Annotated in this window: 13 protein-coding genes; 7 read left to right on the top strand and 6 right to left on the bottom strand. The window is 67.5% G+C overall.

Annotated features, from left to right (window positions below; all coding sequences use genetic code 11):
• Positions 1–43: 43 nt before the first annotated feature.
• Positions 44–961 (top strand): SAM-dependent methyltransferase, encoded by a 918-nt coding sequence (locus AWC03_RS24600; protein ID WP_085243303.1) that lies wholly within the window; start codon positions 44–46, stop codon positions 959–961.
• Here the strand turns inward: AWC03_RS24600 and AWC03_RS24595 are convergent.
• Together AWC03_RS24595 and AWC03_RS24590 are read right to left on the bottom strand one after the other, a co-directional pair.
• Positions 958–2,895, bottom strand: a complete 1,938-nt coding sequence (locus tag AWC03_RS24595; RefSeq protein ID WP_085243302.1) for a fumarylacetoacetate hydrolase family protein — start codon at positions 2,893–2,895, stop codon at positions 958–960. The two genes, AWC03_RS24600 and AWC03_RS24595, sit on opposite strands and share 4 nt — an antisense overlap.
• Positions 2,892–5,162, bottom strand: coding sequence for an ATP-dependent DNA ligase (locus AWC03_RS24590; protein ID WP_085243301.1), 2,271 nt, complete (start codon positions 5,160–5,162; stop codon positions 2,892–2,894). The genes AWC03_RS24595 and AWC03_RS24590 overlap by 4 nt, the downstream gene beginning before the upstream one ends.
• A gap of 127 nt (positions 5,163–5,289) precedes the next feature.
• Here AWC03_RS24590 and AWC03_RS24585 point away from each other — a divergent pair, with 127 nt between their 5' ends.
• From AWC03_RS24585 to ku, 5 genes are all read left to right on the top strand, one after another.
• Positions 5,290–6,819: a mannitol dehydrogenase family protein gene (locus AWC03_RS24585; protein WP_085243300.1), complete on the top strand. Its 1,530-nt coding sequence runs from the start codon at positions 5,290–5,292 to the stop codon at positions 6,817–6,819.
• Positions 6,816–7,673, top strand: coding sequence for an HAD family hydrolase (locus AWC03_RS24580; protein WP_085243299.1), 858 nt, complete (start codon positions 6,816–6,818; stop codon positions 7,671–7,673). Before AWC03_RS24585 ends, AWC03_RS24580 begins: the two co-directional genes overlap by 4 nt.
• Positions 7,674–7,783: 110 nt before the next feature.
• Positions 7,784–9,196 carry a mannitol dehydrogenase family protein gene (locus tag AWC03_RS24575; RefSeq protein WP_085243298.1) on the top strand — a complete coding sequence of 471 codons (1,413 nt, stop codon included), beginning with the start codon at positions 7,784–7,786 and terminating at the stop codon, positions 9,194–9,196.
• A complete protein-coding gene (locus tag AWC03_RS24570; RefSeq protein WP_085243297.1) occupies positions 9,193–10,119 on the top strand; it encodes a carbohydrate kinase family protein in 927 nt (308 codons plus the stop codon). Before AWC03_RS24575 ends, AWC03_RS24570 begins: the two co-directional genes overlap by 4 nt.
• A gap of 110 nt (positions 10,120–10,229) precedes the next feature.
• Positions 10,230–11,138, top strand: coding sequence for a non-homologous end joining protein Ku (gene ku / locus AWC03_RS24565; RefSeq protein ID WP_085243296.1), 909 nt, complete (start codon positions 10,230–10,232; stop codon positions 11,136–11,138).
• A gap of 19 nt (positions 11,139–11,157) precedes the next feature.
• Here the strand turns inward: ku and pstA are convergent, their stop codons facing one another.
• From pstA to pstS (AWC03_RS24545), 4 genes are all read right to left on the bottom strand, one after another.
• Entirely contained in the window at positions 11,158–12,066 is a 909-nt protein-coding gene (gene pstA / locus AWC03_RS24560; RefSeq protein WP_085243295.1) for a phosphate ABC transporter permease PstA, read from the bottom strand.
• Entirely contained in the window at positions 12,063–13,007 is a 945-nt protein-coding gene (gene pstC, locus AWC03_RS24555) for a phosphate ABC transporter permease subunit PstC (RefSeq protein WP_085243354.1), read from the bottom strand. The genes pstA and pstC overlap by 4 nt, the downstream gene beginning before the upstream one ends.
• 60 nt (positions 13,008–13,067) lie before the next feature.
• On the bottom strand, positions 13,068–14,180 hold the full coding sequence (gene pstS / locus AWC03_RS24550; RefSeq protein WP_085243294.1) for a phosphate ABC transporter substrate-binding protein PstS: 1,113 nt from the start codon (positions 14,178–14,180) through the stop codon (positions 13,068–13,070).
• 185 nt (positions 14,181–14,365) lie between these two features.
• Entirely contained in the window at positions 14,366–15,478 is a 1,113-nt protein-coding gene (gene pstS, locus AWC03_RS24545) for a phosphate ABC transporter substrate-binding protein PstS (protein ID WP_085243293.1), read from the bottom strand.
• 310 nt (positions 15,479–15,788) lie between these two features.
• Between pstS (AWC03_RS24545) and AWC03_RS24540 the strand changes: the two genes are divergently transcribed.
• Positions 15,789–16,580: an SDR family oxidoreductase gene (locus AWC03_RS24540; protein WP_085243292.1), complete on the top strand. Its 792-nt coding sequence runs from the start codon at positions 15,789–15,791 to the stop codon at positions 16,578–16,580.
• The last annotated feature ends 14 nt before the right edge of the window (positions 16,581–16,594 follow it).

Genomic DNA, 16,594 nt, shown 5'->3' with positions numbered 1-16,594 from the left:
ACGGGGCATACCGTGGTTTGGCCACCACATCGAAGGAGAAGCCATGGCACGAACCGAAGGTGACAGCTGGGACCTGGCCAACAGCGTGGGGGCGACGGCCACCATGGTCGCCGCTGCCCGGGCCGCCGCAAGCAAGCGTCCGCAGCCGGTCATCACGGACGACTTCGCCGAACCGCTGGTGCGCGCCGTGGGCTTGGACGTGTTCACCAGGCTGGCCAGTGGCGAGCTCGATCCCGACGACCTCGAGCGGAGCGTCGGGTTCCCCCGGATGGTCGACACGTTCGCCGCCCGCGCGCGGTATTTCGACGACTATTTCGCCGCGGCCGGGCAGGCGGGGCTGCTCCAGGTGGTGATCGTGGCCTCGGGGCTGGATTCACGCGCCTACCGGCTGCGCTGGCCGATCGGGACGATCGTGTACGAAATCGACCAGCCCGAGGTCATCGCGTTCAAGGCGGCGACGATGTCGGAGATCGGGGCGGCGCCCACCGCCAAGCTCCGCGAGGTCGGCGTCGATCTGCGCGATGACTGGCCGGCGGCGCTCCAGGAGGCGGGCTTCGATCCGGCCCACCCCACGGCATGGCTGGCCGAGGGCGTGCTGATCGGATGGCTCCCGCCGGAGGCCGAGGTGCGGCTGCTGGACTCCATCATCCCGCTGTCGGCCGAGGGCAGCCGGTTCGCCGCCGACTACGGCACGGTGACCGGCACGTCGCCGGCGGCCCGCGAGCAGGCCCGGCTCGCGACCGAGGGTTGGCGACAGCAGGGACTCGACATGGACCTGACCAGCTTGTCGTATCCCGGCGAGCACACCGACGTCGCCGCGCACCTGCACGAAAACGGTTGGGAAACAACCGAATCCCGGCTCACCGACCTGTTCTCCGCCGCCGGGCTGCCGGAGTTGGGGCCCGCCGCGGAGCAGGTCCCGGCTGCCACGATCAAATTCGTCCGGGCGGTGCGGCTCTAGCCGCGCCTGGCCAGCCACTCGGCCTGCATCACCAGCAGGGCCATCGCCTCCAGCTGCGGGGTCTCCGGGTCGAGTTCGCGGTACCGCTGATAGACGTTGACGACGACGCGCTCGGCGTCCAGCCAGCTCGCGTACTCACCGAGGTCGATGGTGTCGGCCGCCTCGGACCACGACAGCCCGCGGCGGTAGGCGGCCTCGGCTTGTTCGGAGACGTCCGCGAGATAGCCGCGCACAGCGCGGATTCCGTCCGGGTCGGTGACGGGGCCGTGGCCGGGTACCACCGTCGGCGCGTCCAGCGCGATCATCGCGTCGCACGCCGCGATCCAGTTGGCGATCGGGCCGGCCCACACGATGGGGGTGCAGCCGATGAACAGCAGGTCGCCGGCGAACAGCACACCGGCGTCGGGCACAAGCACCACCGAATCCGCGGCGGTGTGCGCCGGACCCAAGTTCAGCAGGTCGATGCGCCGCCCACCGACCTCGATGGTCAGCTCGCGGTCGAACGTCTGATCCGCGTTGCGCACCGTGATGCCGCTGAAGTCGAAGTGCCCGAAGCGGTCCCGGGTGTAGGGGGTCGCGACGGGGCCCAGGTTCGCGGTCTGCGCCATCGCCAGCATCTCGGGTGCCATCCCGTGCGCGATCTCGTCGGCCGTGCCCCGCGCGGCGATGATCCGGACGGAGGGATCGAGCAGCTGGTTGCCGTGGGTGTGATCGCCGTTGGAGTGGGTGATCAACGCGTCGGTGATGGGTGCCGCGGCGGTGATGTTCCGCATCGTGCTGAGCATTTCGCGGGTCAACGCCAGGTCGAACAGGGTGTCGACGAGCAGGGACGCCCCGTCGCCGGCGACCAGCCCGGCGTTGCTCCACCCGTAGCCGCCGTCCGGCAGGGTCCAGGCCCACACCCGGTCGGCGACCTCGTGCAGACCGCGGGTGTAGGGCACCTTGGCGGCCGCCCGGTTCACCCGCGGTGGGGCGGGCGGGGCGTCCGGGTTGCGCCGGACGGCCAACGGGTGCGGCGCGCGGCTGGCGCGCACGGTCTGTCGGGTCTCCCCGAGCCCCTGGACCTGGAGCGTGACGACGTCGCCGTCGTGCAGCCAGCCGGGGAAAGAGTCCAGCGCCGTCGGGTTGAGGTGCTCGACGAGCGTGCAGGTCGGCACCGTTCCGGAGCCGATGACGTCGCCCGGGGCGAGCGTCACGCCCCGGGAGGCGTAGGAGATGACTTCGCCGAAGGTCCAGTCCATTTGGGCGGTCGACCCCGTGCCGATGACGGCGTCGTTGACCAGGGCGGTCACCCGCAGGTCCAGCCTGCCGCCCCGCCGGTACGGCTCGAGCTCGTCGGGCGTCACCAGGTAGGGGCCCAGGGTCACGCCGCCGTCCTTGCCCTTGCCCTGCCCGATGCCCAGTTGGCTCTCCAATTGCTGCAGGTCGCGCGCGGACCAGTCATTGAAGATGGTGTAGCCGATGATGGCGCGCTCGGCTTCGTCGACCGTCAGGTCCCGCCCGCCGGTGCCGATGATCGCGGCGATCTCCAATTCGAAGTCCTGCCAAGCGCTTCCAGGGGCGGCGGGGGCGTCGTCGTAGGGGCCTAAAACCGTTGCGGGGCAAGCGAAATAGAACGCCGGTATCCGATACCAGGTGTCGGCGAGCGTCCGCCCGGCGCCCAGCGCGGCCTGGCAGTTGCGCATGTGATCCAGGAAGCACAGCGAGTCGCGGATGGACGGCGGACGCGGGATCGGCGCCAGGAGCCGCACCGCGGCCACGGGCACTGTGGCGACGGGGGCGCGCAGCGCCTCCTCGCCGGCCGCACGCAATCCGTCGGCGCCGCGCCCGATGAGGTCGAGCAGCGTCACGCCCGCGGGCATCGGGTGGATGACGTCGCCGGCGAGCACGCCGGTGCGTTCGCCGTCCGCGTCAAGGTAGGTCACCCATTTCATTCGCGCACCACCTCGCTCGGTTCCTTGTCCGGCCGCAGCCCACGCCAACTCGATTGGCGCAACCGGTCATCCGGGGTCCATTCGCTGTACCGCACTTCGCCCACGAGCACCGGCTCGACGTACGTCACGCCCCTGGCCTCGGTGCGCGGAAGCGGCGGGGTGAAGGGAGACCGGTCGGTGTGCAGCGGTGCCAGCGTCTTCTTCAGGTTCGCCAGGTCACGTTCGGTGAACCCGGTGCCGACGCGCCCGGCGAAGTGCAGGCCACCGTCGACCGGAATGCCCATCAGCAGCGAGCCGATGCCGCTGCTGCGCCCGCCCTCGCCGGCCTTCCAGCCACCGATGACGACTTCCTGGGTGTTCCAATGCTTGTCCTTGATCCAGGACGCCGAGCGTCGGCCGGGCTGATAGGTGGAGTCGCGTCTCTTGGCGACCACGCCCTCCCAGCCGTGCTCGAGTGAGTGCTCCAGCGCCTGTTTCCCGTCGCCGGGCAGCAGCTCGGGGACGATGAGGCCGCCGCCACTGGCCAACGTTTCCAACAGTTTTCGGCGGTCCTGGTAGCGGGCCCGCAGCAGCGAACGGCCGTCGAGATACAGCAGGTCGAACGCCCAGAACTGGACGCGGCTGCCGCGGCCCCGGTTCTGCATCGCATGAAAGCTCGGCACCCCGGAGTCGTCCAGGACGACCGCCTCCCCGTCGAGCACCACGTGATGGTCGGCGAGATCGGCGGTCAGAGCGCGCAATTGGGGGTATTCGTCGGTGACCTCCCGGCCTCGCCGCGACCGTACCCGCAGGCTTCCGTGGTCGATCTCGACCAGCAGCCGGTAGCCGTCCCACTTGCCTTCGAACGCCCACTGGCTCGCCTTGCAGCCGGCGACCGAGCCGTGGGAGGCGAGCATGGGCGCTATTGCGTCGAAGTCGAAGACCTTCTGGTCCTTCATCCGGTGCGCCAGCCACTGGTCACCCTTGGTTTGGATCAGGGCGTAGCGGCCGGAGACCTTGCTGCCGCGCAGATTGACGATGACCTCCCCTTTTTCGGCGGACTGATCGAACTTCTCCGCCTCATAGGTGCCGGAGTCCCAGATGACCACCTTCCCGGCCCCGTATTCGCCCTTGGGGATGCTGCCTTCGAAGGTGGCGTATTCCAGCGGATGGTCCTCGGTGTGGACCGCCAGGTGGTTCACCGACGTGGTTTCGGGCAGGTTCTTCGGCACCGCCCACGACACCAGCACGCCGTCGCGCTCCAGCCGGAAGTCGTAGTGCAGCCGGCGGGCGTGGTGCTCCTGGATGACGAACGTATTGCCTTGGCCGGACTCAGGTTTCGTCCGGGGCACCGGTTCCGGAGTCTTCGACGCGTCCCGCATGCTGCGGTACTTGGTCAGCCGGTCCGGGGCGGCGACGTCGTTGTCCAGCGCCGCCAGCAGGTCACCGTCGCGCGCCACCCGGGCCAGCACCTCGTCGTAGCGCAGTTGGCGCAGCGACGCCGGGTCGTCGATCTCCGCCCAGGTGCGCGGCGCGGCGACCGTCGGGTGTTCGCGTCCACGCAGGGAATACGGTGCGACGGTCGTTTTGGATCCGTTGTTCTGGCTCCAGTCGAGAAAAATCTTGCCCGCCCGCAGGCTGCGGGTCATGGTCGAGGTGACCAGCTTGGGCATCGACGTTTCCAGTTGCTGGGCAACCCGTTTCGCCAACACGGTCGCGCCCTTGCTGCTCACCGGTTCCGCCAGCGGCGCGTAGAGGTGCAGGCCCTTGCTGCCGCTGGTGAGCGGGAACAGGGTCAGCCCGATCCCGCCGATCAGCTCGCGCACGGCATGGGCCACCTCGGCCAGCTGGGCCATGGTCACGCCTTCACCGGGGTCGAGGTCGAAGACCAATCGGGTCGCCGGGCCGGGCTTGAGTTCCTCGGCCTTGCTCCGCGTCCACTGGGCGACGAACCGCCACTGCGGCACGTGCACTTCCAGCGCGGCCTGCTGCGCGATCCAGGCCAGCGCCTCGGGGGTATCGATGATCGGGTAGGTCGTGGTCCCGGACCGGTGGGTGACGCTGGCGCGCGGCAACCAGTCGGGGGCCGAGGCGGCCAGCTGCTTTTCGAAGAAGGCGTCCTGCTCGACGCCGTTCGGCCAGCGTTTGCGGGTGGCCGGGCGCCCCGCGATGTGGGGAATCATCACCTCGGCGATCCGGGTGTAGTAATCGAAGACGTCGCGCTTCGTGGTCCCGCTGGCGGGATAGAGCACCTTGTCGGCGTTGGTCAGCTTCACCCGCGGTGCCATGAGAGTCAACTTACGCGTTTGATCAGGGCCGATTCATTACCACCGCTGATTATGTCTCAAACGTAAATCTTTGTGACATCGACCACGAAGGGGTTAGACACACCGACGGGCCGGGCACCGAAGACGGATGCCCATACCGTCCTGGCGTCCAGAATGTGGCGTCCCCCTCAGCAATGCCACCCTTCGACTGCACTCCCGGCGAATCGCGGTACCCACCTACGAGAGATCGGCCCTCCAGCGTGGTGTCGTCCACATCGGCGCGGGCAATTTCCACCGCGCACATCAGGCCGTCTACTTCGATGACCTTGCCCGCTCGGGCATTTCGGATCGTTGGGGGGTTACCGGCGTCAGCCTGCACTCCCCGACCGCCAAAGACTTGCTGTCGGCGCAGGACGGGCTCTACACCGTGGTACAGCGCGGCCACGACCGCCAGACCGCCCGCGTGGTCGGCTCGATCGGCTCCGTGCATTACGCACCGAATGATGGCGCGGCGGTGCGCGCCGCCCTGGCGGACCCCCAGACCCGTATCGTCAGCCTGACCATCACCGACAACGGATACTTCCTCGATCCGGTCACCGACGAGTTCGATGCCAACCACCCCGACATCCGCGCTGACCTCGTCGCGTCTCATGGCGCCTCCGGAGGGTATGCCACCGCGTGGGGATATCTGGCCGAAGCTCTCGACCGGCGCCGCCGCGCGGGCGTGGCGCCGTTCACCGTGCTCTGCTGCGACAACATTCCCGGCGACACCCGCCCGGCGAGAACCGCGCTGGTGTCGTTCGCCGCCTTGAAGGACTCCGGGCTCGCCCGCTGGATCGAAAAGCATGTCGCGTTCCCGTCGACCATGGTCGACCGCATCACCCCGCAGACTTCGGCGTCGGAGCGCGAATTCGTGGAGCAGACGTTCGGCGTGGCCGACAAATGTCCGGTCGTGACCGAGCCGTACAGCCAATGGGTGATCGAGGATTCCTTCAGCAACGGGCGCCCTCCGCTCGAGGAGGTCGGAGCCGAATTCGTCTCCGATGTCTCCGACCACAAGCTGATCAAGACCCGCCTTCTCAACGGAACCCACATCGCGCTCGCGTGTTTGGCCATATTGGCCGGCTACCGGCGCACCGACGAGGCGATGCAGGACCGCGTGATATTCGACTACGTCGAGAGGCTGCTGCGCGACGAGATTCAGCCGCTGCTGCCCCCGGTCCCGGGGATGAACACACCCCAATACCGGGCCAGTTTGCTCGATCGGCTCGGCAATCCTCAGATGAGTGACCAGTTGTCGCGGCTGGCCAGGCGGGGAACGAGCAAGATAACGTCGTTTGTGTTGCCGTCCCTGCAGGATGCGATCGCGCGGGGCAGGCCGCACACGCTGCTGATGTTGGCCGTTGCCGGGTGGGCCCGCTACATGCGCGGCCACGACCTGCAGGGGCGCAAGCTCCGTCTGGAAGACTCACAGGCGATACCGGTGGCCACGTTGGCCAACATGGCAGGCGACAATGCGGATCCGCTGCTGCGGCACGCGATGTTCGCGGAGCTTCGCGCGGTTCCCGGGTTTGCGGAGCGCCTTGGCGACATGATCAGGCGTATCGACACGTGCGGTGTGGTGCCCACGCTGCTTGACGGGATGCGCAACGACGAGCGGGAGTTGGTGTCACGATGAGCGATGGGCTGACCTTTGTGCGCACATTCGACCCGGCGCCGATCACGACCTTGCTGTGCGACGCGGACGACAACCTGTTCGCTTCGGAGCGGCCGGCGTTCGAAGCGTCGACGGAGGTGATGAATCGTTTCCTGGCCAGGTTCGGCGTGACCGCTCCGGTCGACTCGGAGGAGTTGCGGAAGCGGGCAGTCGGGAAGAACTTCCGCGCCATGGCTCTCGAGCTGGCGGTCCAGTGCAGACTGCCGCTCGATCAGGCGTTGGCCGACGGCCTCCCCGCAGCGGTGTGCGCCTCAACCGGTGACGTGGCGAAGGGCAATGCGTTGTCCGCCGACGAACTCGAGCAGTGGGTGCGCGAAGAGCGCGAACGGGTCACCGCACATCTGGCGGTGACCCTGACACCCGACCCGCAGGTGCTCGAACCGCTGCGCGACCTCGCACCGCATTACGCGCTGGCGGCCGTGAGCTCCAGCGCCACCAAGCGCCTGCGTGCCTGCTTCGCCGCCACCGGCATCGACTCGCTGATCGCCGAGTCGGTGACCTTCAGCGCGGAGGATTCACTGCCGTCGCCGACAAGCAAGCCCGACCCGGCGGTGTATCTGCATTCCGGTCAGGTGATGGGCGTCGCGGCAGCACAAGGGCTGGCCATCGAGGACTCGGTGGCCGGCGTGCGTTCCGCGGTCGCGGCCGGTTACCCCACCGTGGGCAACCTGATGTTCGTGCCGGCTGACGAACGGGATTGCCGCCGAGCGGATCTGATCGATGCCGGCGCGGTCGCGATAACCGAATCGTGGCGCGCTCTTGCCGATGTCCTGCTGTTGTCGGCCGTACCGGCCGCAGGCACGTCACTCACGTAGGGCATCGGCTGGTCGTTTGTCGCTGGGCTTCGGCCCGCGGCTGTCATACCGTCGAGAGGTGCCGCGCGCCCGGTAACGATCCGGGCGGCGGCCCGGTGAGGAGTTGGCCAATGGTGGCTAGCGCGATCGATCTGAACAATGCGTCGCTTTCCAAACTGCCGATCGAGCCGCCCAACTATGACCGGGGCGCCGTGACCGTCGGTATCGCTCATATCGGCGCCGGCCATTTCCACCGTGCGCATCAGGCCGCGTACATCAACCTGCTGCTCCAGCAGGGCCTGGCACTCGATTGGGGCATCTGCGGTGTGGGCGTCATGCCCGCCGACTGGACCATGCGCGACGTCCTCAACGATCAGGACGGGCTGTACACACTGATCTTGGAGAATCCCAACGGCAGCCGAGACGCCCAGGTGATCGGGTCGATCGTGGACTACCGCTACGCCCCGGACGACCCGGAATCGGCGTTGGAGGTACTCACCGCGGCATCGACCCGGATCATTTCGCTGACCATCACCGAAGGCGGCTACCGCGACCCGGACGGGCCCGCGTTCGCGTTGATCACCGAGGCGCTCGCCAGGCGGCGCGATCGCGGGATCCCCGCGTCGACGGTCGTCTCCTGCGACAACATCGAGAACAACGGTGACGTCGCCAGGCGCACCGTGCTCGCCAGTGCCGAGCGCAGAGATCCCGCGCTGGCCGAGTGGGTGGCCGAACATGCCCGGTTCCCCAATTCGATGGTCGACCGCATCACTCCGGCAACAACTTTGGAGATGGCCGCCGAAGTGCGGCGCGACTTCGGCGTCAACGACCGATGGCCGGTGGTGGCCGAACCCTTCAGCGCCTGGGTGATCGAGGACGACTTCGCCGATGGCCGTCCCCCGCTCGAGCAGGCGGGGGTGCTGCTGGTCGACGATGTGCGCCCGTACGAGCTGATGAAGCTGCGGCTGCTCAACGCGGGGCATCAGTGCCTGGCCTACTTCGCCCACCTGTGCGGCTTCCAGTTCGTCCACGAGGCGGCGCGCGATCCGCTGTTCGCGGAATTCCTGCTCTCCTACTTCGACAACGAGGCCATCCCCACGCTGCCGCCGGTGCCGGGGATCGACCTCCACGAATACGCCCGCACGCTGGTCGAGCGGTTCGCCAACCCGGCCGTGCGCGACACCGTCGCGCGGCTGTGCGCCTACTCGTCGGACCGCATCCCGAAATGGCTGTTTCCCGTCGTCTGCGACAACCTGGCCGCCGACGGGCCGGTTCAACTCGCGGCCGCGGCGGTGGCCAGCTGGGCGCGCTACGCCGAGGGCACCGACGAATGGGGCAGGCCGTACGAGGTGGTGGACCAACTCGCGGATTCGCTCATCCCGATCGCCCGGTCACAGCACCGGAATCCCACCGCGTTCATCGAGGTCACTGCGGTGTTCTGCGATCTGGCCCACCAGCCACGCTTCGTCGAGGCGTACCGCTGGGCGCTGGATTCGTTGCACACCAAGGGAGCTCGGGCGACGCTGGAGGCTTTGGTGCGGTGACCCGCGGACTGGTGATCGGCGAGTCGCTGATCGATATCGTCGACGGCGAGGAGCATGTGGGTGGCAGCCCGCTCAACGTCGCCGTCGGACTCGCACGCTTGGGCCGTGAAGTCGACTTTCTGACTCACATCGCCGACGACCCGCACGGCCGGCGCATCGCCGAGTACGTGAAAGCTGCTGGCGCACGGCTGGTTTCGGGTAGCGTCGCGGCCGGCCAGACACCGACGGCCGTAGCGACGATCGGCGAGGACGGCTCGGCCGACTACGTGTTCAATCTGGACTGGCGACTCTCCGGGACACCCGAGATTCCGCCGCCGCTGTTCGTGCACACCGGGTCCATCGCCGCCACGCGCGAGCCGGGCTGCCTGGCGGTCGCGGCGTTGATCGACACCTACCGCGTTTCCGCCACGGTCACCTTCGACCCGAACGTGCGCCCGTCGCTGACCGCCGACCCCGCTTTGGCCCGTGCGCGGATCGAGCGCCTGGTCGAGCGCAGCGACGTCGTCAAGGTCAGCGACGAGGACCTGCGCTCCATCGAGCCCGATCACGAGCCCGAGCAGACGGCCAGGGCGTGGTTGGGTTTGGGACCCGCGGTCGTCGCGGTGACGATGGGGGAACGCGGTTCGCGGGCGTTCTGCGCGGCCGGCGAGGTCCAGGTCGCGGCGAAACCGGCCAGGGTGGTCGACACCGTAGGCGCCGGTGACGCGTTCATGGTCGGCCTGCTCGACTCGTTGTGGGAGATGAACCTGCTGGGCGCCGACCGGAGGGCCACCCTCGCCCGGATCGAACCCGACGCGCTCACTGCCGCCCTGTGGACCGCGAGCGCCGCGTCGGCATTGACGGTCGCCCGCCCCGGAGCCGATCTGCCCGATCGGGCTGCCCTGCGGGCTCAATTGACCTCCGCCAGCGGCGCTTTCGGGTAGCACGACGCCGGCGAACCCGGCACACCGCGGTCTGCCGCGAAGCCGCACAGCCCCAGCTCACGCGCCTGTCATGCTGTTTTCCCGGCGGCGGTATGGGCATACTGACTTACATGCGCTCCATCTGGAAGGGCTCGATCGCGTTCGGGCTGGTCAACGTCCCGGTCAAGGTGTACAGCGCCACCCAGGACCACGACATCAAGTTTCATCAGGTGCACGCCAAGGACAACGGCCGCATCCGGTACCAACGCGTCTGCGAGTTGGACGGCGAGGTCGTCGAATACCGCGACATCGCCCGGGCGTTCGAATCCGACGACGGCCAGATGGTCATCATCACCGACGACGACATCTCCACCTTGCCCGAGGAACGCAGCCGCGAGATCGAGGTGCTGGAGTTCGTTCCCGCCGAGGAGGTCGACCCGATGCTGTTCGACCGTAGCTACTTCCTGGAACCGGATTCCAAGTCGTCGAAATCCTATGTGCTGCTTGCAAAGACACTCGCCGAGACCGATCGGATGGCGATCGTCCACTTCACGCTGCGCAACAAGACGCGGCTGGCGGCGTTGCGCGTCAAGGACTTCGGCAAGCGGGACGTGATGATGGTGCACACCCTGCTGTGGCCCGACGAGATCCGCGACCCCGACTTTCCGGTGCTCGACAAGGAGGTCGAGATCAAGCCCGCCGAACTGAAGATGGCCGGCCAGGTCGTGGAGTCGATGGCCGAGGACTTCAATCCCGACCGCTACCACGACACCTACCAGGAGCAGCTGCAGGAGCTGATCGACGCGAAACTCGAAGGTGGCGAGGCCTTTACCACCGAGGAGCAACCGAAGGAACTCGACGAGACCGAGGACGTCTCCGACCTGCTGGCCAAGCTGGAAGCCAGCGTCAAGGCGCGCTCCGGCGACGGCAAGGCTACGGCCAAGAAGGCACCGGCCAAGAAGACGGCCGCGAGGAAGACGACAGCGAAAAAGATCACCGCGAAGAAGGCACCGGCCAAGAAGGCGGCATCGAAAGCGTGACGCGTGGCCCCGCGCGCGCTCAGCGCCTGCGGGTCGAGAAGAAGCGGGTGGCCCCCGCGGTCAGGTTGATCACGGCGACGATGATGATCAGGCTCAGGGCCGCACCCCAGATGCGCTGGAAGCCGGCGTGCTCGGGATTGGTGAGCTCGGTGTAGATCAGCAGCGGCAGCGAGGCCATGTTGCCGTGGAAGATGTCGGTGTTGATCGACCGGCTGTAGCCGACCAGCACCAGCACCGGGGCCGTCTCGCCGATCACCCGCGCGACCGACAACAGGATTCCGGAGACGATGCCGGGCATCGCGATCGGGAACACGATTCGCACGATGGTCTTCCATTTGGTCACCCCGAGCGCGTAACTGGCCTCCCGCAGATCGTCGGGCACCAGCCGGAGCATCTCCTCCGCGGACCGCACCACCACCGGCAGCATCAGCAGGACCAGCGCCAGCGACACGGCGAACGAGCTCTGCTGGAATCCCAGGGTGGCTATCCACAGAGTGAAGATGAACAGCGCCGCCACGATCGAGGGCACCCCGGCGAGCACGTCCACCATGAACGTCGTCAGACGCACCAGCCGGCCGGAACCGTATTCCACCAAGAAGACCGCGGTCATCAAACCCAGCGGGACGGACATCAGGGCGGCCACGCCCGCCTGCACCACGGTTCCGTACAGCGCGTGGTACACGCCGCCGGCGAATTGCTCCGGCAGAATCCCGCGCAGCGAGTGGGTCCACCACGTCGACCGGGTGACCGCGTACCAACCCCGGGCCACCACGACCGACAGCACCCAGACCAGCGGCACCAGCGCGACGAGGAACGAGGTGACGAAGAAGATGGTCGCGGCGTTGTTCGTCAGCCGGCGCCGGATGCTGACGGGCCGGAAGGCCTGGGCTTTGACCGGCCGGTCAAACGTTTCCACCGTGGAGCTCATCCGTTGACCTTGCCGCCGGCGATGGCGCGGGCCAGGGCGTTGACGACGAAGGTCAGGACGAACAACGCGAATCCCGCGGCGATGTAGGCCCCGGTGGGCAGTGGTGCGCTGAATTCGGCTGCCGCCGAGGCGATCTTCGAGGCGAACGTGTACCCGCCGTCGAACAGCGACCAACTCCCCGGGCGCGCGGCGGAGCGCAAGATGATCAGCACCGCCACGGTCTCGCCCAGCGCGCGGCCCAGCCCCAGCATCGACGCCGCGATGACACCGCTGCGGCCGAACGGCAGCACGGTCATCCGCACCACCTCCCACTTGGTGGCGCCCAGCGCCTGCGCCGCCTCCATCTGCATGTGCGGGGTCTGCCGGAACACCTCACGCGAGACCGACGTGATGATCGGCAGGATCATCGCCGACAGCACGATGCCGGCGGTGAAGATGGTGCCGCCGCCGGCCAGTGACACGTTGCCCTGCTTGAACAGGAAAAACCAGCCCAGGTTGCGGTTGAGGAACGCCGCGACGGGCTCGATGTTGGGCGCCAGCACGAAGATGCCCCACAACCCGAAGATGATGGAGGGCACCGCGGCCAGCAGGTCCACGATCGCCCCGAACGGGCGGGCCAGCCGCTTGGGCGCGTACTGGGTGAGGAACACCGCGATCCCGACCGCGACCGGCACCGCCACCACCAGTGCGGTGAGCGAACTGAGGACGGTCACCATCAACAGGTCGCGGATGCCGAACTCGAGCTTCGCCGGGTCGGTGGTGCTGAACTGCGCGCTGGTGAAGAAGTTCGCGTGGTTGGCCCGCAACGACGGAACGGCACGAATCAGCAGGAACGCGGCGATCAGCAGGATCGCGACGACGATCGTCGACCCGGCAGCGGCAGCCAGCAGTTTGAACAACTGGTCGCCCCGCCGAGCCGAAGGCGCACCCAGCGTCTTCAGCTCGGGCTTTTGCGGGGTCGACGGGCTGGCTACCGCTCCACGGGTCACGACCACCTCAGATCACGTGATGGCGTTGATTGCGGCCGACAGTCTCGACTTGAACGAATCCGGGATGGGGATGTACCCATTGTCGGCCAGGCCACTTTGCCCCGCACCGATCGTACTTTCCAGGAACGCCTTCACCGCGGTGCCGACCTGGGCATCGGGGTACTTGGAGCATACGATCTCGTACGTCGCCAGCACGATCGGGTAGGACCCCGGCTGGGTCGGCTTGTAGAAGGAGAGCGTGTCGAGGACCAGGTCGTTGCCCTGGCCGCTGATCTTGGCCCCGGAAATCGTTTTGCCGACCGACTCCGAGCTGATCGCCACCGCGTCCGGGCCGGCCGACGTGATGACCTTGGCCATGTTGAGCTTCTGAGCTTTGGCGAACGACCACTCGTTGTAGGTGATGGACCCTTCGGTGGCCTTGATCGCCGCCGACGTGCCGTCGTTGCCCTTGGCGCCCTCGCCGACGCCGCCCTTGAACGTCTTGCCGGCGCCCTTGCCCCACGCGCCGTCGGAGGCGGCGTCGAGGTACTCCTGGAAGTTGTCCGTGGTGCCGGATTCGTCGTTGCGGAACACCACGTGGATCGGCTCGGCGGGCAGCGCGACACCGGGGTTGAGCGCCGCGATGGCCGGGTCATTCCAGGTCTTGATGGCGCCGTTGAAGATCTTCGCCGCCGTCGGACCGTCGACGCTCAGCGAACTCAGGCCCTTGACGTTGTAGGTGATGGCGATCGGACCGAACACGACCGGCAGATTCCATGCCGGCGAGCCGCAGCGCTGCTGCGCGGCAGCGTATTCCTTGGGGGCAAGGGGCGAGTCCGAGCCACCGAAATCGGTTTGCTTGCCGCTGAATTCGCTGATGCCCGCCCCTGAGCCGTTGGCCGTGTAGTTCAGCGTCTGACCGGGGCAGGCCTGTTCGAAGGCGTTGACGAACCGGGTCATCGCGTTGGCCTGGGCGGTCGACCCGCTGGCCTTCAACGTCTTCTTCCCGCCACAGCTGACCTTGCCCGCCGACGAACCGCTGGTCGCGCTTCCGCTGCTGGCGTTGTTGTCACTTCCGCAGCCCGACAACACCAGCGCACCAGCGGTCACGACGCTCAGCGCGGCACCGAATCGGTTGAGTTTCAAGTCACTTCCTAACGGTAGGGATGAAGCTCGATTGGCGACGTTCTCCTGGCCGCTGTCGAGCGGTCAGCCGTCTCTCGCAGCAAGGAAGCTAACAGCACGAAGGTTAACGCGGGGCAAATTGCCGTCGGCCGATTATCGCTGGCCAGCGATGCCTTTGCGGTGGGCCGCAGGCCGTTGCGAGAAGCTCACGAGATGGCGTTGATCGCGGTCGACAACCGGGATTTGAACGAGTCGGGGACCGGGATGTAGCCGTTGTCCGCCAAACCGTCCTGCCCCGCGCCGATGGTGCTCTGCAGGAACGCCTTCACGGCCGCGCCGACCCGGGGATCGGTGTACTTCGAGCAAACGATCTCATACGTCGCAAGCACGATCGGGTAGGAACCGGGCCGGGTCGGCTCGTAGAAGGAGTAGGTGTCGACGACCAGGTCGTTGCCCTCCTCGCTGAAGTCGGCGCCGGCGATCGTCTTGCCCACCGAGCCCGCGTCTATCGCCACCGCGTCCGGACCGGCCGACGTGATGATCTTGGCCATGTTGACCTTTTGCGCCAGAGCAAAGGACCACTCGTTATAGGTGATCGACCCCTCGGTGGCCCTGACCGCCGCCGATGTGCCGTCGTTGCCTTTGGCCCCCTCGCCGACACCGCCCTTGAACGTCTTCCCGATGCCGTTGTCCCAGGCGCCGTTGGCGGCCGAGTCCAGATATTTCTGGAAATTGTCCGTGGTACCGGACTGATCGCTGCGGAAGATCACCCGAATGGGCTCGGCGGGAAGCGCGAGGCCGGGGTTCAACGCCTGAATCGCCGGGTCGTTCCATACGCTGACGGCGCCCTTGAAGATTTTGGCGGCCGTCGGGCCGTCCAGATTCAGCGACGTCACCCCCGAGACGTTGTAGGTGATCGCGATCGGTCCGAACACCACCGGCAAATTCCACGCCGGCGAACCGCAGCGTTGCTGCGCCGCGAAGTATTCGATGGGAGCCAGCGGCGAGTCCGACCCCGCGAAATCCGTCTGTTTGCCGGTGAATTCGCCGATCCCGGCGCCCGACCCGTTGGGGGTGTAGTTCAGCGTCTGGCCCGGGCAGGCCTGCTCGAAGGCCTTGATGAAGCGGGTCATCGCGTTGGCCTGGGCGGTCGACCCGCTGGCCTTCAGCGCCTTCGCCCCACCACAGCTCACCCGGACCGGCGACCCACCGGACCCGGTGCTTTTACCCGTCGCGTTGTCGTTGGTCCCGCAAGCCGCCACCACCAGCGCAACAACGGTCAGGACACTGAGCGCAGCGCCGAATCGCTTCAGAACCAATAGGATTCCCACGGGGAAGCATCGAACATGATCGCCACCATTCACTAGCCGCTGCGCGCCGGCCAAACTGTCAGGACTAAGGCTAGCGCCGGGCGATTGTTCTCGCAGTGGAGGCCGGATGCGGCCAGGCCGTGCTGCGCGGAATTCGGACACGATTTCGACCGACCGGTTCGGCGGGCCCCGACCTGGGCCGCACGGCGATACATCGCCCGACTATATGCAAAAGTAGAACCTGTTCCAGAAATGCCGCATCCGAGACGGCGCGGCTTGCTACCGTTTCGGCTGACAACTTGGGCGAAGAGAGGCCGCAATGATCCTTGACAGATTTCGTCTCGACGACAAAGTCGCCGTCATCACCGGTGCCGGCCGCGGCCTCGGGGCGGCCATCGCGCTGGCTTTCGCCGAGGCGGGCGCCGATGTCCTCATCGCCTCGCGCACGCAATCGCAACTAGAAGGCGTCGCCGAACAGGTCCGGTCCGCCGGTCGCCGGGCGCACATCGTCGCCGCCGACCTGGCCCACCCCGAGGTGACCGCGGAGCTGGCCGGCCAGGCCGTCGACGCCTTCGGGAAACTAGACATCGTCGTCAACAACGTCGGCGGGACCATGCCCAACACGCTGCTGACCACCTCGACCAAAGAACTCAAGGACGCGTTCACCTTCAACGTCGCCACCGCCCACGCGCTGACCGTCGCGGCGGTGCCCCTGATGCTCGAGCACTCCGGCGGCGGCAGCGTCATCAACATCACCTCCACCATGGGCCGGCTGGCCGGCCGTGGCTTCGCCGCCTACGGCACCGCCAAGGCCGCGCTGTCGCACTACACCCGGCTGACCGCCCTCGACCTGTGCCCCCGCATCCGGGTCAACGCGATCGCGCCGGGGTCGATCCTGACCTCCGCGCTGGACGTGGTGGCCTCCAACGACGAGCTGCGCGCGCCGATGGAGAAGGCCACCCCGATGCGCCGCCTCGGTGATCCCGTCGACATCGCGGCCGCGGCGGTTTATTTGGCGTCCCCGGCGGGCAGCTTCCTGACCGGTAAGACGCTGGAGGTCGACGGCGGACTCACCTACCCCAACCTCGACATCCCCGTCCCGGATCTGTGACCCCCGACCACTGA

The organism is Mycobacterium europaeum (genome assembly GCF_002102155.1).
Lineage (GTDB): Bacteria > Actinomycetota > Actinomycetes > Mycobacteriales > Mycobacteriaceae > Mycobacterium > Mycobacterium europaeum.
This window is presented reverse-complemented; position numbering and strand designations above follow the sequence as displayed.

Bases quoted from the DNA above. Each gene is read 5' to 3' on its own strand.
- AWC03_RS24580 (WP_085243299.1), top strand. From the start codon at position 6,816: ATGAGCGATGGGCTGACCTTTGTGCGCACATTCGACCCGGCGCCGATC.
- pstA (WP_085243295.1), bottom strand. From the start codon at position 12,066: ATGAGCTCCACGGTGGAAACGTTTGACCGGCCGGTCAAAGCCCAGGCC.
- AWC03_RS24595 (WP_085243302.1), bottom strand. From the start codon at position 2,895: ATGAAATGGGTGACCTACCTTGACGCGGACGGCGAACGCACCGGCGTG.
- AWC03_RS24575 (WP_085243298.1), top strand. From the start codon at position 7,784: ATGGTGGCTAGCGCGATCGATCTGAACAATGCGTCGCTTTCCAAACTG.
- AWC03_RS24540 (WP_085243292.1), top strand. From the start codon at position 15,789: ATGATCCTTGACAGATTTCGTCTCGACGACAAAGTCGCCGTCATCACC.
- ku (WP_085243296.1), top strand. From the start codon at position 10,230: ATGCGCTCCATCTGGAAGGGCTCGATCGCGTTCGGGCTGGTCAACGTC.
- AWC03_RS24585 (WP_085243300.1), top strand. From the start codon at position 5,290: ATGCCCATACCGTCCTGGCGTCCAGAATGTGGCGTCCCCCTCAGCAAT.
- AWC03_RS24600 (WP_085243303.1), top strand. From the start codon at position 44: ATGGCACGAACCGAAGGTGACAGCTGGGACCTGGCCAACAGCGTGGGG.
- AWC03_RS24590 (WP_085243301.1), bottom strand. From the start codon at position 5,162: ATGGCACCGCGGGTGAAGCTGACCAACGCCGACAAGGTGCTCTATCCC.